20 protein-coding genes are annotated in these 26701 nt (G+C 56.8%); 8 read left to right on the top strand and 12 right to left on the bottom strand.

What is annotated here, in order from left to right; translation table 11 throughout:
• Nucleotides 1-57 precede the first annotated feature (57 nt).
• The 5 genes from ACOYW1_RS12070 to ACOYW1_RS12050 all read right to left on the bottom strand — a co-directional run bounded on the left by ACOYW1_RS12070 (nt 58) and on the right by ACOYW1_RS12050 (nt 3321).
• Nucleotides 58-246 carry a hypothetical protein gene (locus tag ACOYW1_RS12070; RefSeq protein ID WP_482422994.1) on the bottom strand — a complete coding sequence of 63 codons (189 nt, stop codon included), beginning with the start codon at nt 244-246 and terminating at the stop codon, nt 58-60.
• A complete protein-coding gene (locus ACOYW1_RS12065; protein WP_482422993.1) occupies nt 218-958 on the bottom strand; it encodes a polyprenyl synthetase family protein in 741 nt (246 codons plus the stop codon). Before ACOYW1_RS12065 ends, ACOYW1_RS12070 begins: the two co-directional genes overlap by 29 nt.
• Complete coding sequence (gene xseB / locus ACOYW1_RS12060) at nt 955-1197, bottom strand: exodeoxyribonuclease VII small subunit (protein ID WP_180144955.1); 243 nt, start codon at nt 1195-1197, stop codon at nt 955-957. Before xseB ends, ACOYW1_RS12065 begins: the two co-directional genes overlap by 4 nt.
• Entirely contained in the window at nt 1178-2527 is a 1350-nt protein-coding gene (xseA, locus tag ACOYW1_RS12055) for an exodeoxyribonuclease VII large subunit (protein ID WP_482422992.1), read from the bottom strand. The genes xseB and xseA overlap by 20 nt, the downstream gene beginning before the upstream one ends.
• A gap of 470 nt (nt 2528-2997) precedes the next feature.
• Nucleotides 2998-3321: a hypothetical protein gene (locus ACOYW1_RS12050; RefSeq protein ID WP_482422991.1), complete on the bottom strand. Its 324-nt coding sequence runs from the start codon at nt 3319-3321 to the stop codon at nt 2998-3000.
• Nucleotides 3322-3677: 356 nt separating this feature from the next.
• On the opposite strand from ACOYW1_RS12050, the gene ACOYW1_RS12045 reads away from it, so the two are divergent.
• Nucleotides 3678-4379 (top strand): Bax inhibitor-1/YccA family protein, encoded by a 702-nt coding sequence (locus ACOYW1_RS12045; RefSeq protein WP_482422990.1) that lies wholly within the window; start codon nt 3678-3680, stop codon nt 4377-4379.
• 162 nt (nt 4380-4541) lie between these two features.
• On the opposite strand, the gene glmM is transcribed toward ACOYW1_RS12045, so the two are convergent.
• Together glmM and ACOYW1_RS12035 are read right to left on the bottom strand one after the other, a co-directional pair.
• Nucleotides 4542-5885, bottom strand: a complete 1344-nt coding sequence (glmM, locus tag ACOYW1_RS12040) for a phosphoglucosamine mutase (protein WP_482422989.1) — start codon at nt 5883-5885, stop codon at nt 4542-4544.
• A gap of 39 nt (nt 5886-5924) precedes the next feature.
• The gene (locus tag ACOYW1_RS12035) at nt 5925-7175 is read right to left on the bottom strand and encodes a protein GlmU (RefSeq protein WP_482422988.1); all 1251 of its coding nucleotides are present in this window, start codon (nt 7173-7175) and stop codon (nt 5925-5927) included.
• 333 nt (nt 7176-7508) lie between these two features.
• On the opposite strand from ACOYW1_RS12035, the gene pgi reads away from it, so the two are divergent.
• Entirely contained in the window at nt 7509-9143 is a 1635-nt protein-coding gene (pgi, locus tag ACOYW1_RS12030) for a glucose-6-phosphate isomerase (protein ID WP_482422987.1), read from the top strand.
• Between the two features lie 484 nt (nt 9144-9627).
• Here the strand turns inward: pgi and ACOYW1_RS12025 are convergent, their stop codons facing one another.
• Nucleotides 9628-10641 carry a 3-oxoacyl-ACP synthase III family protein gene (locus ACOYW1_RS12025; protein ID WP_482422986.1) on the bottom strand — a complete coding sequence of 338 codons (1014 nt, stop codon included), beginning with the start codon at nt 10639-10641 and terminating at the stop codon, nt 9628-9630.
• Nucleotides 10642-10657: 16 nt separating this feature from the next.
• Complete coding sequence (locus ACOYW1_RS12020; RefSeq protein WP_482422985.1) at nt 10658-11587, bottom strand: foldase protein PrsA; 930 nt, start codon at nt 11585-11587, stop codon at nt 10658-10660.
• A 1262-nt stretch (nt 11588-12849) separates the two neighbouring features.
• Between ACOYW1_RS12020 and ACOYW1_RS12015 the strand changes: the two genes are divergently transcribed.
• The 5 genes from ACOYW1_RS12015 (at nt 12850) to ACOYW1_RS11995 (ending at nt 17960) form a co-directional block, all read left to right on the top strand.
• Nucleotides 12850-14133 (top strand): MFS transporter, encoded by a 1284-nt coding sequence (locus tag ACOYW1_RS12015; RefSeq protein WP_482422984.1) that lies wholly within the window; start codon nt 12850-12852, stop codon nt 14131-14133.
• Between the two features lie 139 nt (nt 14134-14272).
• Nucleotides 14273-15013 carry an alkaline phosphatase family protein gene (locus ACOYW1_RS12010; RefSeq protein ID WP_482422983.1) on the top strand — a complete coding sequence of 247 codons (741 nt, stop codon included), beginning with the start codon at nt 14273-14275 and terminating at the stop codon, nt 15011-15013.
• Entirely contained in the window at nt 14907-15608 is a 702-nt protein-coding gene (locus ACOYW1_RS12005) for an alkaline phosphatase family protein (RefSeq protein WP_482422982.1), read from the top strand. The genes ACOYW1_RS12010 and ACOYW1_RS12005 overlap by 107 nt, the downstream gene beginning before the upstream one ends.
• 188 nt (nt 15609-15796) lie before the next feature.
• On the top strand, nt 15797-17077 hold the full coding sequence (locus ACOYW1_RS12000) for a Y-family DNA polymerase (RefSeq protein ID WP_482422981.1): 1281 nt from the start codon (nt 15797-15799) through the stop codon (nt 17075-17077).
• Nucleotides 17078-17141: 64 nt separating this feature from the next.
• The gene (locus tag ACOYW1_RS11995) at nt 17142-17960 is read left to right on the top strand and encodes an SDR family NAD(P)-dependent oxidoreductase (RefSeq protein WP_482422980.1); all 819 of its coding nucleotides are present in this window, start codon (nt 17142-17144) and stop codon (nt 17958-17960) included.
• 91 nt (nt 17961-18051) lie between these two features.
• On the opposite strand, the gene ACOYW1_RS11990 is transcribed toward ACOYW1_RS11995, so the two are convergent.
• Nucleotides 18052-18345 carry a hypothetical protein gene (locus ACOYW1_RS11990; RefSeq protein WP_482422979.1) on the bottom strand — a complete coding sequence of 98 codons (294 nt, stop codon included), beginning with the start codon at nt 18343-18345 and terminating at the stop codon, nt 18052-18054.
• A gap of 1219 nt (nt 18346-19564) precedes the next feature.
• Here ACOYW1_RS11990 and ACOYW1_RS11985 point away from each other — a divergent pair.
• The gene (locus ACOYW1_RS11985; protein ID WP_482422978.1) at nt 19565-21814 is read left to right on the top strand and encodes a SulP family inorganic anion transporter; all 2250 of its coding nucleotides are present in this window, start codon (nt 19565-19567) and stop codon (nt 21812-21814) included.
• A 1577-nt stretch (nt 21815-23391) separates the two neighbouring features.
• Here ACOYW1_RS11985 and ACOYW1_RS11980 read toward each other — a convergent pair.
• Nucleotides 23392-24948, bottom strand: coding sequence for a hypothetical protein (locus ACOYW1_RS11980; RefSeq protein WP_482422977.1), 1557 nt, complete (start codon nt 24946-24948; stop codon nt 23392-23394).
• 16 nt (nt 24949-24964) lie between these two features.
• Entirely contained in the window at nt 24965-26695 is a 1731-nt protein-coding gene (ade, locus tag ACOYW1_RS11975) for an adenine deaminase (RefSeq protein ID WP_482422976.1), read from the bottom strand.
• Between the last annotated feature and the right edge of the window lie 6 nt (nt 26696-26701).

Below are 26701 nucleotides of genomic sequence, written 5' to 3'. Positions count from 1 at the left end.
TCCCCCCCACCCATGGTGAGGAAATAAAAGTTCGCTTTCAGCCCCTGGGGGCGGAAATCAACGTTGGCGCTGGACAACGTACAGGGCCAGCGCCTTCAAGGGGTTTGCTCGTTCATCAAGGACGGCCAGGGCATTCACGGCCTCCTCCACCAGCTGCTTTGCGTAGGCCTTGGATTCTTCCAGCCCCATGAGGGACGGGTAGGTGGCCTTGTCGTGTTCAGCGTCCGTGCCGACCCCTTTGCCCATGGTCCAGTCCCTGCTCCACGTTGAGGATGTCGCTGTTGTCGGTTACCTGGAAGGCCAGGCCGATCTTTTCTGCGTAGCGGGTCAGAGCCTCCCGCTCGCCGTTTGCCGCATCGCCGATGACGGCGCCGGACTCCACGGAGGCGCGGATAAGGGCACCGGTTTTCAGGCCGTGCAGCTCCCGTAAAGAGCCAAGGTCCAGGGCGCGGCCTTCGGCTTCGATGTCCCGCATCTGGCCTTCGATCATGCCAAAGGCGCCGGAAGCATCGGCAATGAGGCGGATGACGTCCAGGGTTACCTCGGCACGGGGGCCCCGGTCCAGGGCCAGGAGGTGAAACGCCGAGGTGAGCAGGGCATCCCCTGCCAGGACGGCCGTTGCTTCGTCAAAGGCCTTGTGGCAGGTGGGGCGTCCCCGCCTGAAATCATCGTCGTCCATGGCAGGCAGATCGTCGTGGACCAGGGAGTAGGTGTGGATCATCTCCAGGGCACACGCCGCTTTCATGGCGGTCTCCGGGTTTCCTCCCACCGCCTCGCAGGCGGCCATGCAGAGGATGGGCCGCAGCCGCTTGCCCCCGGCCATCAGGGAGTAGGCCATGGCCTGGGCCACCCGCGTTTCCACGGAAGGGGTCAGGGTGGCAAGGTGCCCTTTAAGGGCGCCTAGACCACGGCGACTCCGTTTTGCTTCGAGGTACCCTTTTAAGTCGAATGCGCTCATTCCGCGCCCCGCTGATCGGTTTCGGTAAAGGGGGCGTCCTGGAGGCCCTCAGCGGTTTCGCCGGTGAGGATCCGCACGCGGGTCTCGGCTTCGTCCAGGGTGTCCGAGCAGGTCTTGGAGAGCTTGACGCCCTCTTCAAAGCGTTTCATGGCCTTGTCCAGCGGAAGATCCCCTGACTCCAGATCTTCGACAATGGCCTCCAGCTGAGCCACTGCCTCTTCAAATTTTTTCTTTGCCATCGTCTTTCCTTTCCACAACGGCTTCAAGCAAGCCGTCTGCAAGAACCACATCCAGGGAAGATCCGATCTCCACCTGGGCTGCGCGGGTGATGACCTCACCGCTTTGTGAATCGCGCACAATGCTGTAGCCCCGGTCCAGGACCAGTTTGGGGCTCAGGGCGCTGAGGTTTTGTTCCAGGCGCTTCTGGGTGTCCCGGCTCCGGGCCAGCCGTGCCTCCATGGCAAGGTCCATGCGCCTGGACAGCTCCCGAACCTCGCGGCGTCCGGCCTCCACGGCCAGAAGGGGAGAGGCCTTGGCCAGCCGGTCCCTGCGCCAGGTGAGGGCTGTCCTTCGATCGCCCAGTTCCCGGCGAATGGCCCGTGCCATGCGCTGGGTCAGTTCGTCCACCCGCAACCTGTGATCATATATCTTTTTTTTCGGGTCCACAAGGCGGCGTGATGCCGCGTTCAGTCGCAGCCTCCCGTCTTCTATCCTTCGGTCCATGCAGAGGCGGAGCCGGGCCGCCAGCAGGGCCACGTCTTCTTTCAGCCGTTTTTTGTCAGGAACCGCAAGGGACGCGGCTGCCGTGGGGGTCGGAGCCCGCATGTCCGCCGTGAAATCGGCGATGGTGTAGTCCGTCTCATGGCCCACGGCGCTGATGACGGGAAGCACCGACCCGTGGATGGCCCGGGCCACCTCTTCGCTGTTGAAGGGAGCCAGGTCCTCCATGGACCCGCCGCCCCGCGCTACTATAATAAGGTCGGCGGCCATGTGCCGGTTGATCCCGGCGATGGCCGCCGGGATATCGAGGCAGGCCTGGTCGCCCTGGACCCTTACGGGCACCACCAGGAGCTCCGCGTTGGGATAGCGGAGGCGAAAGACGGTGAGCATGTCGTGAACCACAGCCCCCGTGGGGGAGGTGACCAGGGCAATGCGCTCGGGGAAGGGGGGGAGTTTTTTCTTAATGGCCTCGTCAAAGAGTCCCTCGGCAGCGAGTTTTCGTTTGAGTTGCTCAAAGGCGAGCTGCAGGGCCCCGGCGCCCTTGGGTTCCATGTATTCAAAAATGATCTGGTAGGTACCCCTGGGCTCATACAGGCTGACGCGTCCCAATCCGGTGATGGTCTGGCCGTCCTGAAGGCGAAACTTCAGCCGGGAGGCCTGGCCGCGGAAGAGGACGCCGCTGATCTGGGCGCCCTGGTCCTTCAGCGTGAAATAGCAGTGGCCCGACGAGGGAATGCGAAGGTTGGATATCTCTCCGTAAATCCACACGTATGGGAATCGGTTCTCAAGCACGCCTTTGATTTCGCGGGTCAGGCTCGAGACCGAATAGATCTCTTTTCGTTCCGTCATCTCCAATGTCTTTCCTGAAGGGGTTGCCAAGGGGTGCCCGACGCCGTTCATCGGCACAGGCTTCGCACGGAGGATCAGCTCCGGGTTCGCCAATCTAGCACAGTTGCAGGTGGGGTTCAATAAAAGAGCCGATTTAGCCCGGCAACTGGGACGCCGGCTACCAAGCTGCCTCGTTATTGGCCGATGGGGTTTTGGGATGGGATCGCAGCTTTCCAGGCGACGTCCCGTGTCGTCTGCCGTGGTGACGATACGCGGATCGGCGTAGATGCAAGTGGCACCGTTCATGTTGCAACAAACGCTGTGGGTTGCAAATGGGCTTATGACACTGCGTTAATGAAAAAGGTATGGAATCAGATGGATGGCTGCGTCGTGATGTAGGTCTCTATCTATTAATAACGTCCGATAATAGATATTATGTAAACTTTTGCATATGGAACCCGTATCAGGGTTCGAGGGCCTCCCCTGATGCATCACGAGGCATCTCCAGAGATAAATTCCCTCACCGCAGGCGGAATGTGGACGGTGTCCAGGTCCATGCGTGCCAGGGCGCGGCCGAGGATGCGATTCTTCTCGCGGAGCTTCCGCCGTTTGTCCATGATGAAGCAGAGTTCCCCACGAACCACGCAGAGGCCGCTCTTGACCGGGATCGTGGTGGCCCGGAAGCTGTGCTCCTGATACGTGGCACCCATTTTTTCAAGGGTCGTCTTCAGGTGCTCAAAGAGTTCGGTCTGGCTCAGTTTCATGGTGGATGCTTCCACTGCGGTTGTCGGTTGGTTTTGTGCTGCTGTGTCCATATCTCCTTCGCATATCCCGGATGGCGGGCCCAGGTCAAGTGCGGCACGTTCCTTAAGGGCAAAACATCCCCGGGAATCCCCCGTGACCCTGCCGCTGCCATCGTGGCCATGGGTTGTTTTTTCTGTCCCCGGCCATCTGCCACCATTAAATTTTTGAAATGAGCGGCTGTTTTTTGCTTTATGTTCCCGCGCAGATCATTCTTGCCGGGCGCTGCCGCGTTTTACAGGTTGAAATCGCGGATACCTGTGTTATCTTTTCTGCTGTGGGCCCGGATGGTCCGATAAAGATCCGGTATCCAACGAGATAGCCTCGCAACATTGCGGCGTCATCATCAACTTCTCAATTCGGAGGATCAATGCAGTCTTCATCTGTTCAAAATGTCCGTTCCCAGGCAGCGGTAAACACCTTTTTGATGAGTGTTTACAACTGGATGGCGGTGGGACTTCTTCTTACCGCCGGTGTGGCGTGGTACGTAGCCAACTCCCGTGCAATGCTCGAACTCATCTTCGGCAACCGCATGGTCTTTTTCGGTCTGATCATCGCAGAACTCGGCATGGTCGTGGCCATTTCAGCCGGTATCCAGCGGATCAAGGCAAGCACGGCCACCCTGCTCTTCGTGCTTTATTCCGCCCTGAACGGCGCCACCCTCGCCTCTATCTTTATCGTCTACACCCGGTCGTCCATCTTTTCGACCTTTGTGGTGTGTGCGGCTATGTTCGGAACGTGCAGCGTCTACGGCATGGTGACCAAAAAAGACCTGACGGGCATGGGCAACTTCATGTTCATGGGCCTCATCGGCATCATCATCGCCACGGTGGTGAACATCTTCCTCAGAAGTTCCGGCATGTCCATGATCATCTCCTACGTGGGCGTCATCGTTTTTGTGGGCCTCACCGCCTACGACACCCAGAAAATCAAGATGATGGCCCTCTCCCAGCCCGGAGACCTGGACGCAGGGACCCTGCGCAAAGGCGCCATCATGGGTGCCCTCACCCTCTACCTTGATTTCATCAACCTCTTCCTCATGCTCCTTCGCATCATGGGGAACCGCGAATAGCACACGGCTTTTCTGGTGAATCCAAACGGCCCGTGTTTCCGGTTATCCGGGTAACACGGGCCGTTTTTTTTAGGGTGTATACACGGGCCCTTCCGGCCAAAGTCAAAGGCGCATTCGCAACCTGCTTTCGAGGTGGCACACCTCGCCGCCGGAGGCTTTTTTTTATCCGATCTCTCGGCGAACAGCCTCGGCAATGGCCTCGGCCCAGTAGCGGGTGAGGTCGGCGTCCTCCCCTTCCACCATCACCCGGAGCATTTTCTGGGTGCCGGAGTAGCGCACCAGGGTGCGCCCTTTTCCGTTCAATGCTTTTTCCGCTTCGTCAATGGCCTTGGGCACTGCGGTGAGCTCTTCCAATGGCTTTTTCTCGGCAACGTCCACGTTGATGAGTACCTGGGGAAACACGGTCATGGCCTGTTTCAGCTCGGAGAGCGGTTTGCCGGTCTCTTTGAGGACGGTGAGCAGGAGGAGCGCGCTCAGCAGGCCGTCTCCGGTGGTGTGGCGATCCAGAAAGATCATGTGGCCGGAGTCTTCCCCTCCCACCACGGCGCCCTGCTCTTTCATGGCGAGCATGACGTGGCGATCCCCCACCGCGCTCTTGGTGTGGGTGACCCCCTTTTCTTCCAGGCAGGCGGAAAGGCCCATGTTGCTCATGACGGTTGTGACCACGGTGTCGTTGGCAAGGATTCCCTGGGTCCGGTAGTATTCGGCCACAATGGCGATGACCTGGTCGCCGGAAACGATCTCCCCGGTTTCGTCCACGCAGATCAAGCGGTCGGCGTCTCCGTCAAAGGCAAGGCCGGCAGAAGCTCCGGAGGATGTCACCAGGGCCTGTACTTCGTCCGGGTGCTCGGAGCCGCAGCCCGCGTTGATGTTGATCCCGTTGGGGGCGGCGTTGATGAGGGTCAGCTCGGCTCCGGCGCCCCTGAGCAGGGGCTCGGCCAGGCTGCTTGCCGCGCCGTTGGAGGCGTCGGCCACCAGGCGCAGGCCGGAGAGGTCCACGGGGCATGCCTCTTTAAGGAAGCCCAGGTAGCGGGTGGCGGCATGGGGGATGTGGTTCATGGTTCCCACGGTGGGAACTGCTTCCAGGCGCGACTGAAGGGCGTCGGTGTCTGCAACCAGGGCTTCGATGCGGGCTTCCACGGCCTCGTCGAACTTGAAGCCATCTTCATTAAACAGCTTGATGCCGTTGTCTTCAAAGGGGTTGTGGGAGGCTGAGATCACCACGCCCAGAGCTGCCTCGTCATGGGCGGCCGTGAGAAAGGCCACGCCGGGTGTGGGAATCACACCCGCCAGGGCCACATGGGCGCCCATGCTCATGACGCCTGCGGCAAGGGCCGAGGACAGGGCCTGGCCCGACTGCCGGGTATCCCGCCCGATGATGACGGTGTGCTTGGACGGTGTGGCAAAGGTGGCTGCCACGGCCTGGCCCACCCGAAGGGCGGTTTCCACGGTCATGGGATGCTGATTGAAGGTACCGCGGATGCCGTCGGTTCCGAATAATTTCATGGATATCACCTTGGATTTTAATGGGTTGTGGCCCATGTTTTAAGCGTAAGTTAAGGAGAAGTGATCGGCCCCGAGGGCCTCGGTGCGGCGAACGATGTCGAAGAGCCAGTCCCGACCCAGGGCGCGTTCCCGGTCGTCCAGGCCGTGGATGGTTTCAATGTAACCGGCCCCGTCGGCCATCTGGCCCACGACCTCTTCGAAGGGGCCGGGAACCTTGGGGTGGGCGCCAGGAGCTGCAAAGGCCTGGAGAGCCTCTTGAAACGCTTCGAGTTGTGCCGTCACCTCTTTTTTCTGGGCGGCCAGGGAGGAGTCGGCTGGAACCGTCCCCTTTTCCATGCCCATGGCAAGGGAGGCGGGAAGCTTTTCGGCAAAGGCGCGGAATCGCTTCATGCGCTCATTCAGGGCACGGTCCAGGTTGGCCAGGTGTCCCTGGTGCACTGCCTTGGGGTAGGCCCTGCCCACAAAGGCGCTTCGGACCTGGCGGGTCCAGGCGGAGAGAGCCACGAGGTTGCCCATGTAGCGGATATTGTGCTTCACGATGCGGGTGACGTTCTGGTAGACCCCTTCGGGGGCGGCAACGGAGCCTGCCCGCATTGCGCCGCCGAAGTGGAGCCGTCCTTCGGTCTCTTCGTCCTTGCGCATGAGGGTGCCTGCGGCCACCACCGTGCCGAAGGCCAGGTGGCACGGTCCCACCAGGCCCCCCTGCCCTCCCAGAAAGATGGGCTTCTTGTCCAGCATCACCCCTTCGGGGACGTTTCCTAAAAGGGAGGCCGTGGCCTTGTCCTGGTTGGGGGTGAAGTTGAAGTGGATGTAGGAGCTGCCCACCTCACTGTGGTCGCGTCGGCTGGTGCCTCCGGCCATGAGCACGTCGCAGAAGTTGATGAGGCTCCCCAGGGTGACAAAGGGGAGCAAAATGGTCTGTTTGAGCCCCACGGTGTGGGCGCAGGAGGCCTCCTCTTCCAGAATGGTGCCTTCGCGCAGATGGGCGCCGGAGCCGACTTCGGCTTTTTCCAGGAAGACGGTTTTCTGGGCAAAGCCTCCCTTGAGGCGGACGCCTTTGGCCAGCTGGCAGGAGTCCACGGTCATGGGCGCCTCTTCGCCGAGGACGACCCCCGGGCCGATGAAGGTCTCCTCCCCGGAGATGCGGCAGCCCCTGTGGAGTGTCACCCCGTCGCCGGAGATGCGATCGATACGGACCTCCGGAGAGATCTCTATGCTCATGGGGGCGGGAATGTTGACGCCTTTGTCCAGGAGCGCGCGAATGATGTCACCGGGTTCTGTTTCGTTCATGATGGCCTCTTATGGTAGGATGGTGTGGTCAGGTTTATAAATATCATGTTTTTAACGGCTGGTGAATGGCAAGTCAAGGGAAAGGCCCGGCGGAGGATCCCTGGACTGAGGGGTGCTGCGGCACCGGCACTGGCCGGATGGCGTAGGCGGTCATCGCCTGTTTTTCACCGTCGCCATTTTTAAAGAACCGATGTACTTATGATCCGGTATCTTGGCCAGTGGCAGCCGTCGCGGATTTTTTTCCCTTGTCACACCCTGGCCCCACCCTTATAATTTAATCTTTTTTTAACCCGATTGCCTCGCGGAATCACAACAACACGAACTGGAGAGACGATGGCTGAAAAAGGTTTCAGGATCAGCAAAACCCCTGTGTGGAAAAAACTCAAAGCCCATGCGGAAGAGATGAAGAGGCCTGAATACCATTTGAAGCACCTGATACAAGAAGACGGCCGGATGGAGGGATTTTCCTTAAAGCATGTGGACTTCTTCTACGATTTTTCGCGCCAACGGGTCACGCGCAAGACCATGGACCTTCTCTTTGAACTCGCCAAGGTCGCGAAAGTTCATCGCAAATATCGCGACAAGGTGGACGGCTGCAAGGTGAACGTGACGGAAAACCGCGCTGCCCTGCACACGGCCGCACGCAGCTTCTCCGGCCAGTCCATCTGTGTGGACGGGGTCAACGTGATGGATGAGATCGACGCGGTTCGTCGCCAGATGAAGGAGTTCAGCGAAAAGGTCCACGATGGCACGGTGTGCGGCAGCACCGGGAAAAAGTTTCGTCACATCGTGGTCATCGGCATCGGTGGCTCCTACCTGGGCACCGAGTTCGTGGCCAACGCTCTGTTTGCCTATGCCGACAAAGGCATGGAGCTCCATTTTCTCTCCAACGTGGACTCCCACAACTTCGAGACCATCAAGACCAAGATCGACCCGGAATCCACCCTGTGCATTGTCATCTCCAAGAGCTTCACCACGGTGGAGACCATGGCCAACGCCCAGCAGATGAAGGCCTACATGACCTCCTGCGGCCTGGATGCCCCCAAGCATTTCGTGACGGTGACCAGCAAGGGGAGCCCGGGGGACAAGGGCAAAGAGTCCGGCATCGAGACCTTTCACATGTTCGATTTCATCGGCGGCCGGTTCAGCGTCACCTCGGCGGTGGGGGGCGTGCCCCTGAGCCTCTACCTGGGCTACGACCGCTTTAACCAGTTTCTGGAAGGGGCCCGGGAGATGGACATCCACACCAAGTACGCCCCCTCCCCTGAGAACATCCCCCTGGTGTCGGCCCTCATCGGGATCTGGAACAACAATTTTCTCGGGTACCAGGCCCAGGCCGTGATTCCCTATGCCTCTCCCCTCTCCAAGCTGGCCCCCCACATCCAGCAGCTCAACATGGAGAGCAACGGCAAGTCCGTTACCATCAACAACTACGAGATCGATCAGTCCTCCGGGGTGATCATCTTCGGAGAGCCCGGCACCAACGCCCAGCACTCCTTTTTCCAGCTGGCCCACCAAGGCCACCCCTTCCCCATCGATTTTATCGGGGTGATCACGCCCCAGTACCCGGAAGGGAGCTGCCGCCCCCACGGGGTGAGCAACCACCAGGAACTCTGGGCCAACCTCATTTCCCAGGCCACGGCCCTTGCCGTGGGGAAAGATTCCGAGGAAAAGACCCGGTTCTTCCAGGGCAACCGCCCCTCCTCCACCATTTTGCTCAACGACCTCTCCCCGGTGAACGTGGGACGTCTCCTCGCCTACTACGAGGCTCAGACCGTGTACAAAGCCTTTATCTGGGACATCAACCCCTTTGACCAGTTCGGGGTGGAGCTGGGCAAGACCATCGCCAACGACCTGCGCCGGGAGATCGTGGCGCGCAATACGAATCCGGAGCACAGCTTCGGTCATATGGATGAGATCACCCGGTTCTATCTGGAACGGTTGTTTGCCGGGAGGTTGCCCCTTTAAGGGGCATGCCTCCGGCGGCCCTGCCGGGGGATTTGAATGTTTTTCGGTGCGCACGGCGCACCCTACGAACCACCGACCGGTTACGCGTGCTGTAGGGTGCGGCTCCCGCACCGCCTGACGCAGCGTTTGCCACCGTCCTTTGCCAAAACCCTTACAATATCGACATCTTGAATGTTTTTCTGGTGCGCACGGCGTCCCTCACGAACCACCGACCGGCCTCGCGGATCAAAACGAAAGAAATGCCGCCACACATTGACCAGAGGAACGAGGGTCAATGTGTGGCGGCAACCAGCTTTTAAGGTGGCTCACCTTGCCGCCGGAGGCGCTTTTATTCTTTTTTTCGCCAGCCCTACAACGGAAGGCGAGCGCGCGTCCGTTAAGATGGCGCAGGTCTGGTCGCCTATGGCCCAAAACAAAAACGGAGCCGCTTTTTAAAAAGCGGCTCCGTTTTTTTGTTTGGTCAAGTGCCTTGCGGCAGCGGCTGCTACTCGCCGAAGCGGTAGATCATGGCCGCCCAGGTAAGCCCTGCGCCCAATGCGGAGAAGAGGACGGTGCTTGATGCGGGGTCTACGAGGCCCTGCTCAATGGTTTCGTCCAGGGCGATGGGAATGGTGGCGGCGGTGGTGTTGCCGTATTTCTGGATGTTGTTGAAGATTTTGTCGCTGGGGAGGCCCAGGGTTTTCTGGTAGGCCTCGTTGATACGCAGGTTGGCCTGGTGGGGGATCACCATGTCTACCTCGTCCAGGGTCATGTCGGCCTGGTCCAGCACCTCACGGGTGACCTCGGGGAGCTTGCGGAGGGCCAGCTTGAAGATGCGGGTGCCGTCCATGGTGGGGAACTGGCCGCCGGTCTTGAGAAGCTCGGCGTTGATACGCTCCGGGTACTTGGAGGCAGGCAGCTCCAGCATGAGCTTATCGGCGAATTTGCCGTCGGCCTTCAGGATGGTGCCGAGGATGCCTATGTTCTTCTCTGTCTCGATTCCCTCCAGGCAGACGGCGCCTGCACCGTCTCCGAAGAGCACGGCCACGTCACGACCGGCTGTGGTCTTGTCCAGGCCGGTGCTGTGGACTTCGGCCCCGATGACCAGGACCTTGTTGTACATGCCGCTACGGATGTAGGCGTCTGCCGTGCCCATGCCGTAGATAAAGCCGGTGCACTGCTGGCGGATATCAAGGGCCGGTGTCTCGGAGAGGCCCAGCTTGGCCTGAAGGAGGCAACCGGAGCCGGGGAAAAAGATGTCCGGGCTCAGGGTGGCGAAGATGATCAGGTCCAGCTCTTCGGCTTCCCATCCGGCGGTGTCCAGGGCCTTTTTGGCCGCTTCCAGGGCAAGATCGGACGCCCCGACGATCTCTCCTTCCGGAACCCAGTAACGGGTCTTGATGCCGGTGCGCTGCTGGATCCACTCGTCGTTGGTATCCATCATCTTGGAAAGATCATCGTTGGTGACGCATCGGGAGGGGATACAACGGCCGGTGCCTCTGATTACACTTCGTTTCATATATGTATGTTCCTTTCTATTTAAGGTAGATTTTAATGTCGGCCTTGTCTGCCATGGACTTTTCAAAGTAGGCGCGCTGGATCTGCAGGCGTTCTTTGGTCATGTTGTTCTTGATGGAACTTTTGACTTCGTCGAAGCCCATGGTGGAGGGCGCCTTACGATCGGTCACTTCAATGATGTGGTAGCCGTCCAGGGACTTGACGATGCCGCTGCGCTCACCCTTTTTCAGGGAAAAGGATGCATCCAGCAGGGATTTGGCCACGGGAGAGTCTTTGGTGATGAACCCGACATCCCCGCCGTTCTTGGCGTCCACCGCGTTGGATTTGGCCTTGGCAACCTCGGCAAAGGGTTTGCCGGCGTCCAGCTCTTTTTCCACGTCCTGGATCTTTTTAAGGGCCTCTTTGGTCTCTTTGTCGGTGGCGTCGGCGGGAAGTGCGATGTGGATGTGGCTGACGCGTACCTTCTCCGGGGTGCTGAAAAGGGAGGGCTGCTCATCGTAAAAGAGTCGGGCTTCCTCGTCGGTGACCACGATGTTGGCTTTTTTATCGAGCTGCTCCATAAAGGCCTGGACCATGAGCTGCTTTCGGATGCCGTTTTTGATGTCTGCCGGTGTCTTGCCCTGGGAGGCCAGGAGCTTGTCGAAGTCCACCTTGTCGCCGGTGAACCTGTTTTTCAGCTTCTCATAGTTTTCGGTCACAAGGCTCTCTTCCACCTTGATTCCCGCTTTTACGCTTTCCTGGTAGTAGAGGGTGTTGATGATAACGCGCTTGAGGACCTCCTGCTGGAGCTTCCGATACTCCGGAAGAGTCTGGACGGCGTAGTTCAGTTCCTTGAGGGTGATGGCTTCGTCATTGACGGAAGCGATCTCCATGGCCCCGGCTCCACCCGCCATAAGCATGAGGCATGCCGAGGTGGTGGCAAGGAGTCTGGTGAGAGGTTTCAGCATGTGTGGTCTCCAAAGTGTTTTTAAATGGGTACATGGTTATGCAGGACCTTGTGAGGGCTTGGATGCCCTCCATCGTGCTCTGACACTCTACGCACTGGCGTGCGATATGTCAAACAGGGACAGGCGGGACGTCCCGGTGCGCATAATAAACAAGGGCCACCGCCTTATCGCCTTATTATTAAGGTAAGCCTACGCTACGGCTGTTGCCGTCCCCTGTTTTTGGATCGTGGGGTCATGTGGTCAGACTATCCCGGATAGTTCACGAGTCGAGTGCACCTATATTCAAGGCATCAGAGCTGCAGATGTAGTGGTTTACCTCAAGGCTCTGATAACGCAAAAAATGGGTGAACTCGGCTCGCCCAGAGGCTGAGAAAATCGAGCAGAAAACCGTGGGTTTTGTAAAAAACGCTTAATATATAGCTGTTATGGTTTTTTATTGCGTGTTGCTTCCCCTTCCCTATTTTCAAAGTGGTTGGTGTTCCTTCCTTCCTGCCGAACAGATCGGTCCTTTCCCCGCAGCTGAATAGTTACGAATGAACAACAAATTCATCGAGAACTCTTTCAAAAAGGGACATGGGCCGACCACGTATTTCACCCCGACTCCTCATTAAACGTATGATTCGCAAGAAAATGGCATATCGGTTGTTTATTCCTAAATGAAAAATATATTTGTCAATACATACGACAAATATATTTGTCATTTCATTCTTTGGGTCAACATATAGACAAATATATTTGTCAGGCTTTTCTTGCCCAGAGTGTAAAATAAAAAAAGAGCAACATATATTTCTGATATTAACATTTTGATTTTTTTAGAGAATGGATTTGTCTGGCCGTTTTTGAGAAGACAGGAACGGTGTTTTGCTATGTGGCCGGCACGTAAGTTGCTGTGTGTTACTCTGTAATAGTTAATATTGTTAGCACAAGGACGGATACAAGGTTTACCGGGATATGGAATGCACTACCGCCAGATTAGATTCCTTTTGACTTTTCGATTTATTCGGATTGGGTGCAAGTGCTTGTAATGTTCTGATGCGATGAAAAAAATAGACTAAAAGGTTACGAATACTAATTTTTTCATGTGCGTTTTTGGTTATGAACCCATAGCTCAGCTAAACCCCGACTGTGACGGTACTTATCTTATGAGCCGTTAAACTTTTTAGTAAAGTTGACTACTTCCACTGGTGGAACTGTCAAACTTGGGGAGTCCCCCCACCCGAGGTGGGGACCTCTCAATTTACCAGAAGAGGAGGAGGAGGATAATGGGAGATAAGCAGGTAAACAGATGGTTTAGATTTATGGTTCTGGTTCTTGGTGGGGGAACAATATATAAACTTGCATCGTTGAAAGATGCATTTTATGTCCCTATGCAGGAATATTTCAACCTGACGCATACCCAAATAGGTAACGCCATGTCTGCTTGGGGAACTGTAGCGTCCTTTGGTTTTATTTTTTCAATCTATCTGTCCGACAGATTCTCAAAAAGGATATTGATACCTGTGTCATTGATTTCGACCGGGTGCCTCGGGTTCTACCTGACGACATTTCCCAGCTATACCGGAATTCTTGTCACCTGGGCGTTATTCGGCGTTGTCTGCGACATGGCCTATTGGCCTGTTCTGCTCAAAGCGGTAAGGTTGTTAGGAAATAAAGATGAGCAGGGAAGAATGTTCGGATTCCTTGAAGCCGGAAGGGGCGTTGTCGACACCATCGTCGCTTTCAGCGCACTGGCAATATTTGCCTGGCTGGGCAAGGAGGCTGCAGGATTCAGGGGGGCAATCATATTTTATTCCGTAACTGTTATTGTTGTCGGGATTATTTCATATTTCCTGATTGAGGATGATAAGATAGAAGCGGCTCAAGCTAAAGGGGCTAGCCGAAACAAGCTTGCCATTGACGGAATGATCAAGGCCGTAAAAACCCCCCAGATCTGGACGGTGGCATTCACCATTTTCTCCGTGTATTCCGTATTCTGCGGTTTGACATATTTTATTCCCTTTTTGAAAGATATCTATGGGCTGCCTGTTACCCTGGTCGGCGCATACGGTATTATCAATGTCTATGGCCTAAAAATGGTGGGCGGTCCTATCGGCGGGATGCTGGCAGACAAAAAGGTGAAATCCGCATCACGCTATTTAAGGCTCGCCTTTATCGCGTTTATTGTCGCCATGACGGCATTTATCCTGCTGCCCCACGAATCCATGAATGTCTATGTAGGGATGGTGGTTACCCTTGGTATTGGTGCCATTGTATACACCCAGAGGGCCGTGTTTTTCGCCCCCATGGATGAAGTGGATGTTCCCAGAGAAATCAGCGGTGCCGCCATGTCCATAGGAAGTTTCATCGGATATGCTCCGGGTATGTTTATGTATTCGGTCTATGGCAGACTGCTTGACCGTACTCCGGGAATTGGCGGATACAAGCATGTTTTCATTTTGATGACGGCTTGCGCCGTGATGGGTGTTATTGTGAGCAGCATCCTTTGCAAAATGGTGGCAAAGAAAAAAGAGGCCGCGCAAAAGGAAGCCCAGGAAGCATTTGCCTGACGTGTAGGAGTAATATGACACGGACCTGAAATGGTCCGTGTCTATGAAGGTACGGCCAGGCAACACACGGTTACAGATGGCCCTTGGTTTCGTCTAATAGCACATTTTAAACCGTGTTTGCAGAGGACACATCTAAGAGGTGGTGAAAGTGAATAAAACGATAAGACCAAGCGTTGTGCTGGTATCAATAGATGCCGTAAAGTCTGAATTCGTTTTCGATTCCGATCGTCTCGGGCTGAATTTACCCAACCTCCGCAAATATTTTGTGGAGAACGGCACTCATGCCTCCTGCGGCGTCAAAAGCGTTTTTCCCACATTTACGTATCCCTGTCACCAGTCCATCATCACCGGCACCCATCCGGGCACCCACGGAATACATACCAATTATGTCTTTGATCCTGAAGGAAAGCACCTTAAAGCGTACAACTGGTTTGTCAGCGAGAGGGTTCAAAACCTGTGGTACTATGCCGGGAAAAATGGTTATGTCTCAGTTAACGTGGGATTTCCGACATCCGTAGGAGCGGATGCGGATTATAATATTCCCGAGTACTGGAGGGACGGAACCTATCTGGACAGTAAAATACTCGACGCGGTAAGCCGCCCTCAGGGCCTGGTCAGGGAAGCGGAACAAGAAATGGGGCAATACCCTGCAACGGATCTGAGCCTTAAAGGAGATGGAAAACGTCTGGAATTCTCATCATGGCTGCTTGAAAATAAGGTAGCCTCCGGCGCCGGAACCCCCCCCTTTTTTCTGACAACATACATTGCTGCATATGATACCGTGGCCCATGAAGTGGGAACCTACGGCAAGGAGGCCTTGGAGGCCCTGGAAAAGATCGATCAGATGTTGGGTGCGTTCGACCTCCTGCTTATTCCATGAAATGACCGGCGGTAATGTTGTTGTGTGCGTGGTCTCGGACCATGGAATGCTGGACAATATCGGAGATATAAGGCCCAATACGCTTTTTGCCCGGGAGGGGTTAATCTCGCTTGATGAAAGTGGCAATGTCTCGGACTGGAAGGCATGGTGCCAGCGTTCAGGCGGATCAGGGTACATCAAGCTGAAACATTCCGATGACAGCGCCGTCAGAAAGAAGGTAGAGGAAATATTGAACCGGCTTCAAGAAGATGAAGACAGCGGAATCATGGAGGTGATGACCGGTCAGCAAGCCTTTGCCAAAAGAAAAGGCGTATCTGAATTCGATTATGTTCTTGTAACCAAGCCGGGCTATGAAATACAGGAGCAGACTCAGGGAAACTATTTTAAATCAGAGCCCACCTATATGGCTCAGCACGGCTATTCAGAAACGTTTCCCGAGATGAGGGCCGCCTTTTTTCTTGAAGGGGTGAGCATTCCTAAGAATAAAGACATCAACGGGATGGAGCTTGTGGACATTGCGCCGACACTTGCCCATATTATGGGTTTTGCCATTCCGACTGCCGAAGGGAGAAATGTTCTGGAGGATAATGCCTGATAGTTGTGAAGTGATCTGCTGTTGTTCTGATGACATCATGTGCCGTGCCACACAATGTCCAAGACCCGCAGAGATCATGGGGCGGGGCCGCCTTGGGTAACAAATCCTTCCAAAAGGTTGCCCGAGCCTTTATTCTGTGATTGTATCCCTCATCAGGAACCCGAACCATCACCTTTATCGAGGCACCCATGGCCCGTTTTGCCCTTGTGGACTGCAACAATTTTTACGTCTCCTGCGAGCGCGTGTTCAACCCGACCCTTGTGGGCCGCCCTGTCATCGTCCTTTCCAACAACGACGGATGCGCCGTGGCGCGTTCCAACGAGGCCAAGGCCCTGGGCATCGGCATGGGGGCTCCGGTCTTTACCCTGGAGGCGCTGCTCAAAAAGCACGACGTGGCCGTCTTCTCCTCGAATTACGCCCTCTACGGGGACATGTCCCGACGGGTGACCATCACCCTGGGCCAGCTGGTGCCGGACCTTGAGGTGTACTCCATCGACGAGTCCTTTCTGGACCTTTCCACATTCCGGGCGGCAGATGTTCCCGGCCTGTGCCGCACCATCGCCCAAACCGTGACGCAGAACACGGGCATCCCTGTCTCCGTTGGTGTGGGGCCCACCAAAACCCTGGCCAAGGTGGCCACGGGCTTTGCCAAAAAGTGCCCCAGCCTTGGCGGGGTCTGCGATATCTGTGATCCGGTCTGGCATGAACGGGCCCTTGCGGCCACGCCGGTGGGCAAGGTGTGGGGCGTTGGCAGGCGGTATGCAAAATTCCTGAAGGTTCGGGGGATCAACACGGCCCTGGACCTGGCAAAGGCGGACCGGGCAATGATCCGCAAACGCATGGGGATCAACGGCACCCGGATCATGGACGAGCTCTCCGGGATCTCCTGCTACCCGTTGGAGGCCAATCCACCCACAAAAAAAGGGGTCGGTGTATCCCGCACCTTTGTCAGGGGCATTGATGAACTCCGGGAACTTCGGGAGGCCCTCTCCTCCTATGCAGAACGTGCCGCTGAAAAGCTTCGAAAAGACGGCCTCCGGGCAGGCTCCATGGAAGTCTACGCCATGAGCAGCAGGTTCCGCAAAGACGATTTCTACTACAACACGGCCACGTTCCGGTTCCCGACCACGACCTCGGACAGCCCGGAGATCATCAAGGGCGCCCTTGAAGCCTTTGACACCATCTACCGGGAGAACACCCCGTTCAAAAAACTCGGGGTCCACATGCGGGAGCTGACCCGGGAAGCCGCGGAGCAGCAGCTTCTCTTCGATACCATGGACCGCACCCGCTCTTCGGCCCTGATGAAAACCGTGGACGCCCTGAACACATCCATGGGGCGGCGTACCGTGGGCTACGCTTCTTCCGGTCTCGCCGCAAGCCGCCTGGCCCCCAAGGCCTGGCACACCCGGTTTAACCACAAGTCCCCTTCCTACACCACGCGCTGGGATCAGGTCCTTCGGGTGACCTGAGCGTCCACGCAACCCACCGGGGCGGCATGGTCGCCAATGCGCCCCAAGAAAATCGGGAGGACGTATGGAACCGAAAACCATTCTCCTTACCGGAGCCACCGACGGCATCGGTCTGGAAACGGCCAGGATGCTGGCTTCGGACGGCCATACCCTGTTGCTGCACGGACGCAACCCCGCCAAGCTTGAATCGGTTGAAAAGGTGCTGACTGCATTGCCCGGTGCGGGGCCAATGTACGGGTATGTTGCGGACCTCTCCCGGCTGGCCCATGTGGAAACCATGGCAAAGGCGGTGTTGGACGCCCACGACAGACTTGATGTGCTGATCAACAACGCAGGGGTGTTCACAGCACCTGAAACCGAGACGCCGGACAGGCTGGACATCCGTTTTGCGGTCAACACCATTGCACCCTATCTCCTGACCAGGCGCCTGCTTCCCTTGATGGGCGCCACAGGCCGGGTGGTCAATCTCTCCTCCGCCGCACAGGCCTCCCTTGCCCCCAAGGCGCTCCATGGCCCGAGTCGGCTCGGCGACGGCGCTGTCTATGCCCAGAGCAAGCTGGCCCTGACCATGTGGTCCCGCCACATGGCCCTGTATCCCTCGCGGGATAAAGGGCCGTCCGTCATTGCGGTGAATCCCCGGTCCTTTCTGGGCAGCAAGATGGTGAAAGAAGCCTATGGCAGAGACGGCGCAGACCTGGGCATCGGCGCGGACATTCTCTGCCGTGCCGCCCTTTCCGAAGAGTTTGCCCATGCCTCCGGCACATATTTCGACAATGATGTGGGCCGGTTTGCCTCACCCCACCCCGATGCCCTTGACGAGCAGAAATGCAGGGCGGTGGTGCGTGAAATCGAAACGATTCTCAGCGGTATGGCCCACCGTTAAACCTCGAGCGTGGTTTGACGTAACGGAGCCAATCCGGCCTGTCGGCTCCCGCACCGCCTGACGCTATGGGAGCCGAGGGCCTCAAACATGTCTATCCCCTCCCCTTCTTGATCATTTTTTTCTGCTCTTCCCGATAAAACGATACGATTTGATCCACGGCCTGGTATTGCCGTTCCAGAAGATCTTCGGTGATGGTGCGAAGCCCCCATTTTTTGAAATCGATCTGGAGGCCGTTTCCACCCGGGGCCTCAGCGTTCTCCAGTTCGGAAAAGAAAGCTCCCACGGACGTGAGGAGGCGGTGAACGTCTTTGATGGCATCGCAGAGTTCAGAGATTTCCGACCCTGAAAACATGCCGGGGCCGGGCAGGCTGTTTGGTGAGGTCATGGTGAATCCCCTGTATTGGGTGTGAATCGTAAGTGGATCTCCATGGGTAGAGATGGATCGCCCCGATCACCCACGGCGCACCCCTGGTCATCCCGGATATTTCATGGGAAAAATCGAGAAACATCCGGACCGTGGAGTCGCCGGGCACACCGTGGGTGATTGAGGATCAGTAAACAGAGATTGCATTGAGAGATACGTCAACAGCGGTTATGGCTTATCAGTCCGCTATGACATGCTCCCTGCGCATTGTTCACCAATCACTACCCCGCGGGAATGTACAACGCCGTTTTAGCAGGGGAAAGATGCGCAACGTTGCGCGGTTGAAGGAAAATACGACTTGAAATGGGGATGGGTGTGGTGTAAAAAACCGTGTAGCCATGACGACCTCCGTAGAAGGTTGTTTTGGTCAGGCCTGGCAGGATGTTGGTGCATCCTGTCGGGTCGCATCATGAATTCCAAAAACGTCGTAATAACTAGTTATTACATCCCAGCCTAATTTCATATTTTTACCGTGTCAATAGTTTTTTTGTGGTAAATCCTTGGGGTTATTTACTTCTATTCTTTCAGAACTACCCTGTCCCATTATGGAAAATGTCACGAAAATTAAACATTATAGTCTTGGCTGGAGATTCCTGTATGTCTTTGGATGTATGACTCTTTTTGTCTCATTGAACTGGTCAGTCAATTCAATGGTGATGGCTTCTGTCTACACATGGTTGTTTCTGTGCTCCATGGTATCGTTCGTCATTTCTAAAACAGACTATGCTGTCATTTCGAGCGATGGCATATCATTGAATACCGGGAAGTTCACTTCATCAAAGGCGCTTCAATTTACGTGGGGTGAAATCGCGGATGTAAATTTTCGGTGCGCACGGCGCACCCTACGATTTTTCGTGCCCTGTGGGAACTCGTTAGACTGCACGTGCCGTTTTGTGTCATGCGGGCCACCGGCCGCAGCCCCCGATAACATCATATCAACCTTACTCAATTCCTCTTTTTGATATGTCGCTTTTGCGACCCCGTTCTTGTCTTGGTGTAGTATGTATGTTAATTTATTGTTTAGTAAGCATAATTTGCCCCGGATGGTGACGGGGGATTCTTGTCTTGTTGTGCCTGGTGATTTGCTTAATTTCTGGTGGATATCTGTACAGGATCGTAAGCAGACGGGGACCACCGTTTGCCAAACCATAACGCTCCACTGTAGAGGGGGAAAACCCACATGCTAACCAGGATTTTTCCGTTTTTATCATGGTTCAAGGCGTACGATTCAGGCACATTCAAAACCGATCTTGTGGCCGGGATCACCGTTGCGATGGTGTTGATACCGCAGTCCATGGCGTACGCCCAGCTTGCCGGGTTTCCGGCGTATTACGGTCTGTATGCGGCATTCCTGCCGCCCATGATCGCAGCGCTGTTCGGGTCGAGCCGCCAGCTGGCCACAGGGCCGGTGGCCATTGTCTCCATGATGTCAGCGGCCTCCCTTGAACCGCTGGCCACCGCAGGGAGTGCCCAGTTCATCGCCTACTCTGTGCTCCTGGCTCTTACCGTGGGGATCTTTCAGTTTCTTCTGGGGGCGCTTCGCCTGGGGTTGGTGGTGAACCTTCTCTCCCATCCTGTGGTGAACGGGTTTACCAATGCTGCGGCTATTATCATCGCATCCAGCCAGTTTTCAAAGCTCTTCGGCGTGTATGTGGACAAGGCACCCCATCACTACCAGACCATCATCCATGTCATTCAGTCCGCCCTTCATTACACCCACTTGCCCACCCTGGGCCTGGGCGTTTTTGCCATTGCCGTCATGCTGGTGCTCAAGCGCGTGGCGCCAAAGGTTCCTAACGTTCTGGTGGCCGTGGCCCTGACCATTGTCCTGTCCAAGGCGTTTCATTTCAACAACGATCAGGTGGTGACAACGGCACACATCCATGCCCCTGCGGTCCTTGAGACCATTGCCGCATTCAACGATGACATCCGATCCATTGAACGCCTCGCGGAAGAACGGGCAACGCTGAACAACAGGCGAAAAGAATTATCGCCCCAGGCGCCTTCCTCGGAGCAGCTGGAATTCGATTACAGGTTGGCCATGATCAACGCGGAAATTCAGGGGTTCAAAGAGGCCTCCCGGCAAAAGCGCGAAGCCCTGAGACGGGTGCACCTCCTTGCCCCGGACGGACTCAGGGCATACCGGAACCTGTACGTAAGCGATACCCTGCCACCGGGCATGAAGACCGATGGCCGCACATGGCGCATCCGGGTAAAAAACCGGGTCATCGCAGACGACGCCATTGAGATGATCGGTGCCGGAGCCGTTGTGGGAGAGATCCCCCGGGGCTTGAAACTCAGTGTTCCTTCCGCACCGGAGAACAGCAGCTACCTGGCGGCCTTTGTCCAGCTGTTGCCCTATGCGGTGATTATTTCCCTGCTGGGGTTCATGGAGGCCATCGCCATTGCCAAGGCCATGGCAGCCAAAACAGGACAGAAGCTTGATCCCAACCAGGAGCTCATCGGCCAGGGCCTTGCCAACATGATCGGGGCTTTTGGCCAGAGCTACGCGGTCTCCGGTTCCTTTTCCCGCTCTGCGGTCAACCTTCAGGCCAACGCGGTGAGCGGGATCTCCTCTGTGGTCACCAGCATCATGGTGGCCCTGACCCTGCTTTTTTTTACCCCCCTTCTCTACCATCTCCCACAGGCAGTGCTGGCGGCGGTGATCATGATGGCGGTCATCGGGCTGATCAATGTGCGCGGGTTTGTCCATGCGTGGAAGGCAAAGCGGGCCGACGGCGTGATTTCCGTGGTGACCTTTGTCTGTACCCTCTACTTTGCACCCAATCTGGAAGAAGGCATCTATGTGGGGGTGGGCATGACCTTTCTGGTTTTTCTTTTCAAGAGCCTCAGGCCGCAGGTGGCACTTCTCTCACGATCCCATGACGATTCCCTCAAGAGCGCGGAAAAGTACGGGCTCAAGGAGTGCGATCACATTGCCGTGGTCCGTTTTGACGGGGCGTTGATCTTTACCAACGCCACCTACCTTGAGGACAAGGTCCTGGCGTATATCGCCGAAAAGCCAGATTTGAAGCACGTCATCATCGAAGCCAGCGGAATCAACGACGTCGACGCATCAGGGGAAGAGGCACTGGCCATTCTGGTGGAGACCGTGCGTGAAAGCAATCGGGACGTCTCCTTCAGTGGCGTGAAGGAGAGGGTCTTCGACGTGTTGAAGCGAACCCATCTTCTGGAGACCATCGGCGAGGATCATTTCTATGTCACCGGAGACGAGGCGCTGAAGTCCGTTGTCCGAAAAGATTCACAGGGAGGGGAGGTGCCGGTAGATTACCTTCCACCTACCTGCCCAGGGAGGAAAAATCCCGCCACAAGGTTAGGGCCTGATCGAGAACAATGGGGGCATGCACTTGACCTCACGGTTAGTCTAAGGGACACATGCCCCTTCCCTACTGAAGGCCATGACAGGTAACGCTTTTGCTCGGCAAGGTTCATTTTGCCGGGACGCTGCGTTTTTTTCTTTTGCTTTTAACGTGTTGGTGGGCATGGCGGCTGATTTCTGGTATGTATTTAAGGCTATGATCCATAACGGATGCTTCTTTTAACCGTAAATGTATGAGGAAGCCATGTCGTGCCTCGCAGATTTTAAAGTCTTACCGATTTTAGAAGACACAACAGACAAGATTGTTTCTGACCATCTGGCAAAAAGAGATTCTTCCCTTTTGAAGAAAATCACACGGAAATTGTCCACCGGTACAAGCCGGATCATTCGGAAATATATTTTCCGGAATATATATTGAATTCTTAGGCCTCTGCTGAGGTGCAAAGCAGTATGATCATCGTCGGCGTCCGGTTTTCGTTGGGTGCGGCCCCCGCACCGCGTGACGTAACGAGGGCCATCGGCCTTACGCTTTTGGCGGTTTTGGTTATACGGGCGTCTTTCAAAAAATCGTTCAAATTCGGTTTGTTGGATGCCTTTCGGTGCGCACGGCGCACCCTACGGCACATCGCCTACTGTCGAAGCTCGCGGCGGGATGACCCATCGTCGGCGTCCGGTTTTTGTAGGGTGCCTACCGCACCGCGTGACGCAACGAGGGCCATGGGCCCTACGCCTTTTGCGGTTTCGGTTACACGGGTGCCTTTTGAAAAATCGTTTAAACTCGGTTTGTTGGATGCCTTTCGGTGCGCACGGCGCACCCTACGGCACATCGCCTACTGTCGAAACACGCGGCGGTATGACTCACCGTCAACGCCCTGTTTTTGTAGGGTGCGGCCCCCGCACCGCTTGACGCAACGAGGACCATCGGCCTTACGCTTTTGGCGGTTTCGGTTACACGGGTGCCTTTCAAAAAATCGTTTAAACTCGGTTTGTTGGATGCCTTTCGGTGCGCACGGCGCACCCTACGGCACATCGCCTACTGTCGAAACACGCGGCGGTATGACTCACCGTCAACGCCCGGTTTTCGTTGGGTGCGGCCCCCGCACCGCGTGACGTAACGAGGGCCATCGGCCTGCGGCTTTGGCGGTTTGGGTTACACGGGTGCCTTTCAAAAAATCGTTTAAACTCGGTTTGTTGGATGCCTTTCGGTGCGCACGGCGCACCCTACGGCACATCGCCTACTGTCGAAACACGCGGCGGTATGACTCACCGTCAACGTCCGGTTTTTGTAGGGTGCGGCCCCCGCACCGCGTGACGTAACGAGGGCCATCGGCCTTACGCTTTTGGCGGTTTTGGTTATACGGGCGTCTTTCAAAAAATCGTTCAAATTCGGTTTGTTGGATGCCTTTCGGTGCGCACGGCGCACCCTACGGCACATCGCCTACTGTCGAAACACGCGGCGGTATGACTCATCGTCGGCGTCCGGGTTTCGTTGGCTGCGGCCTTACGCCTTTGACGGTTTGGTTGCACGGGCGTCTTTAGTTGATCCGCCCCACCCCTCCCCCACAAACACCAAACGCCCTTCGGCGCGAAGCCGAAGGGCGTTTGGGTTTTCATCTTCTATTCTGAGCTTTGGCCCCGGGTGTTAAGCGGCCGGAGCACCGGAGCTGTTACACATAATCAAAATCTTCTTCGGCGTCGAACCACTTGCCGCGTCCCAGGTGGAGGACGAAGCAGACGCAGCCCATGACCACATAGGCGAGGACAAACTCGGAGGTGGGGAAGAAGCCGAGCATGGCGCTGTGGATAAAGCCGAACGTCGAGAGGCCCGCTGCGGCAAAGGAGACGATGGCGGCTTTGTCCAGGCGGCGGTCGATGATGAACACCACGAAGCTGCTCAGGATGATGCCGATGATGATGGCACCGGCTTTTACGGCGGGGACGCCGTTCCACATGACGCCTGCTTCCATGAGGTTCTGGGTGACTTTGGAGCCGTAGCCTGCGAGGCCGGAGGCCTGGGTTTCGGCCCAGACACCGGAGATGCCCACGGCACCGGTTACCTGGGTGTAGAGAAAATCGGCGATGGGGGGAACCATGGCGATGCCCACACCGGCGTAGTGCTTGGGTTTGCAGTCCTTAAAGGCCTGGGCCAGCATGATGGTGGCGCACCAGAGGTAGGTGATGGCTGCCACCGCAGGGGGCACCAGGGCGCTGAAAAAAGTGAACAGACCGAAGATCCCGGAAAGCCCCAGGAGAAGTCCACCCAGCCAGGAGAACCCGATGCAGGCCCCGGCCTTTTTGAGACCGGCATGGCCCAGCCATACGGTGTTGGGAACCACACCACCGAAGAGGGCGGAGATCATGGTGGCCACGCCGTCTGCGAACTGTGCGTTGCGGACGTTGTAGTTGTCCCCTGCGGCGTTGGCAGCTTCCACGTTGTCCATGGTCTCGATGAAGTTGTAGACCTCAATGGGGATAATCACGGAGAGGTAAGGCAGCACCACGGCAAATCCGTTGAGGAGCGCGTCAAAGGCTCGAACAGGGTTGGGGGTGTAGAAGCCGATGCCGCTGAAGTCGATGGAGGTGCGGCCAAGGACAAGGGCGTACACGATGCCGCCCACGATGGCCACGGCAAAGGGAGGCATGCGCTTGGGAAACAGGTACCCGCCGAACACGCCCATGACGGCCACGGCCAGGATGGGCAGCCCCACCAAAGGATCGCTGTAGAGGTCGAATACCCCCTGGGTGGACATCCAGATAAACCCGATGCCTGCCACGGTGCCGAGGAGGGCTGCACGGGGAATACGCTCCTTGAGCCAGGGACCGATGAACCCGCCCAGGAACTCGATGAACCCGCCGATAAAGCAGGCGGCAACGGCTGCGGACCACTCCAGTTCAGGGTCGCCCAGGGCGTAGTGCAGCGGCATGATGACGCCGAAGAGGATCACGAACATGGCAGGCGTGGACACGCCCGAGGGCAGCGCGGTGACATCGGTGCGGCCTTCGGTCTGGGCCAGGCGCCAGGCGTTGTAGGCATAGTAGAAACCACTCACCAGGAGTCCCATGGAGAGGCCGGGAATCACGCGTCCGTAGACAATCTCGTCCGGCCATCCGAGGACACCGGAGAGGGTCGCAATGACAATGATATAGTTTACGATGTTGTTGGCCAGGATGTAGGTGAGGCCGCCAATATCGCCTTTGCAGAACAAGGGTAACTTCGTACTCATCTTTTAAGCCAGTCCTTTATGCTTCGATGGAAATGAAATCAAAACGGGTCACATCAAACAGCCCCATGTCGGTAAGCTTGATCTCAGGGATCACTGCAAGGGACATAAAGCAGAGGGTCATCACCGGCTCCACATCACCGCTGACGGACAACACCTCGTGGGCTTTTTCGTGGATGGCCGTCAGGCGCTCTTCCACCCACTCGCCGCTCTGATCGCTCATGAGACCTGCGATGGGCATGGGCATGCTCTCCACCACCTCGCCGTTGCTGGCCAGGACAATGCCGCCGCCCTGGGCAATGAGGGACTCCACGGCAAAGGCCATGTCCTCGTCGGTGACGCCAACCACGATGATGTTGTGGGAGTCGTGGGCAACAGACAGAGCAATGGCGCCCTGCTTGATGCCGTAGCCACGGAGAAGCCCCACGGCCACGTTGCCGGTGTTCTGGTGGCGTTCCACCACGGCCACCTTTACCACGTCCTTGTCCGGGTTGTGGAGGAACTCTCCGTCGCTGGTGCGGGAGATCTCTTCAACGCCTTTTTCGGTGACCACGCCGCCGGGCAGGATCTGGATGACGTGGGCCTTGTCTGAGTTGATCTTAAGGGAGAGCTTTTCCTTGGAGAACTCCTTGACCTTGAAGTGACCCTTGGTGGCGGAGATGTCGTGGCGCGTGACCTCGGGGAGGTAAGCCCCCCCGTCTCCCACAAGGGCTCCGTCGATCCATACCTTCTGAACGCCAAAATCCCTCAGGTTGTCAAAGAGCACGATGTCGGCCTTCAGGCCCGGGGCGATGGCGCCTCGGTCGGTGAGCTCGTAGCACTCCGCAGCGTTTAAGGTGGCCATCTGGATGGCCATGATGGGATCGATGCCCTCCTCTGCGCAGATGCGTAGGTGGTTGTCCAGGTGACCGATGCTGAGGATGGTCTTGGGCTGGCAGTCATCCGCGCAGAACAGGCAGCGCCTGCTGTTGGCGGCTGTGACGCCTTTGAGGAGGTCTTTGAGGTTGTGGCAGGCCGAGCCCTGGCGCATGAGCACGTACATGCCGCGGGCAATGCGGTCGTGCATCTCCTCCACGGTGGCGCACTCATGGTCGGTGCGGATGCGGGCGGCGGCATAGGCGTTGAGGTCGTTGCCGAATACGCCGGGGCTGTGCCCGTCAACGGGCTTGCCCGCACGTTTTGCCACCAGCAGCTTGTCCAGGGAATCATCCAGGCCGTTGACAACGCCGGGAAAGTTCATGAACTCGCCGAGGCCCAGGACCTCGTCACGCTTGATGGGCTCTTCCATGGCCTGGGCGTCGATGGTGCAGCCGGCGTGCTCAAAGGGTGTTGCCGGCACGCAGGAGGGCAGCATCATCTGAACGTCCAGGGCGGTGAGCTTGGATGCGGAGATCATGTAATCCAGGCCTGCAAACCCGCAGACGTTGGCGATCTCGTGGGGGTCGGCAATGATGGTGGTGGTGCCGTGGGGAACCACCAGGCGGCCGAGCTCCTCCGGGCTTACGTAAGATGATTCAATATGGATATGGCTGTCGATGAATCCCGGGGCCGCGTACTGGCCCTTGGCGTCCACTTCGTTGGCGGCGGCATACTTGCCCACACCGGCGATGAGGCCGCCTGTGACGGCAATGTCGCCTTCCACGATGGTGCCGTTGTAGACATCGACAACCTTGGCGTTTTTGATGACAAGGTCGGCTTCGACGCGGCCTGCGGCCACATCGATCAGTTTTTTTAGCTCTGTTTTTTTCATGGGTTT

Source organism: Desulfoluna sp. CYM3A (genome assembly GCF_056829965.1).
This window is presented reverse-complemented; position numbering and strand designations above follow the sequence as displayed.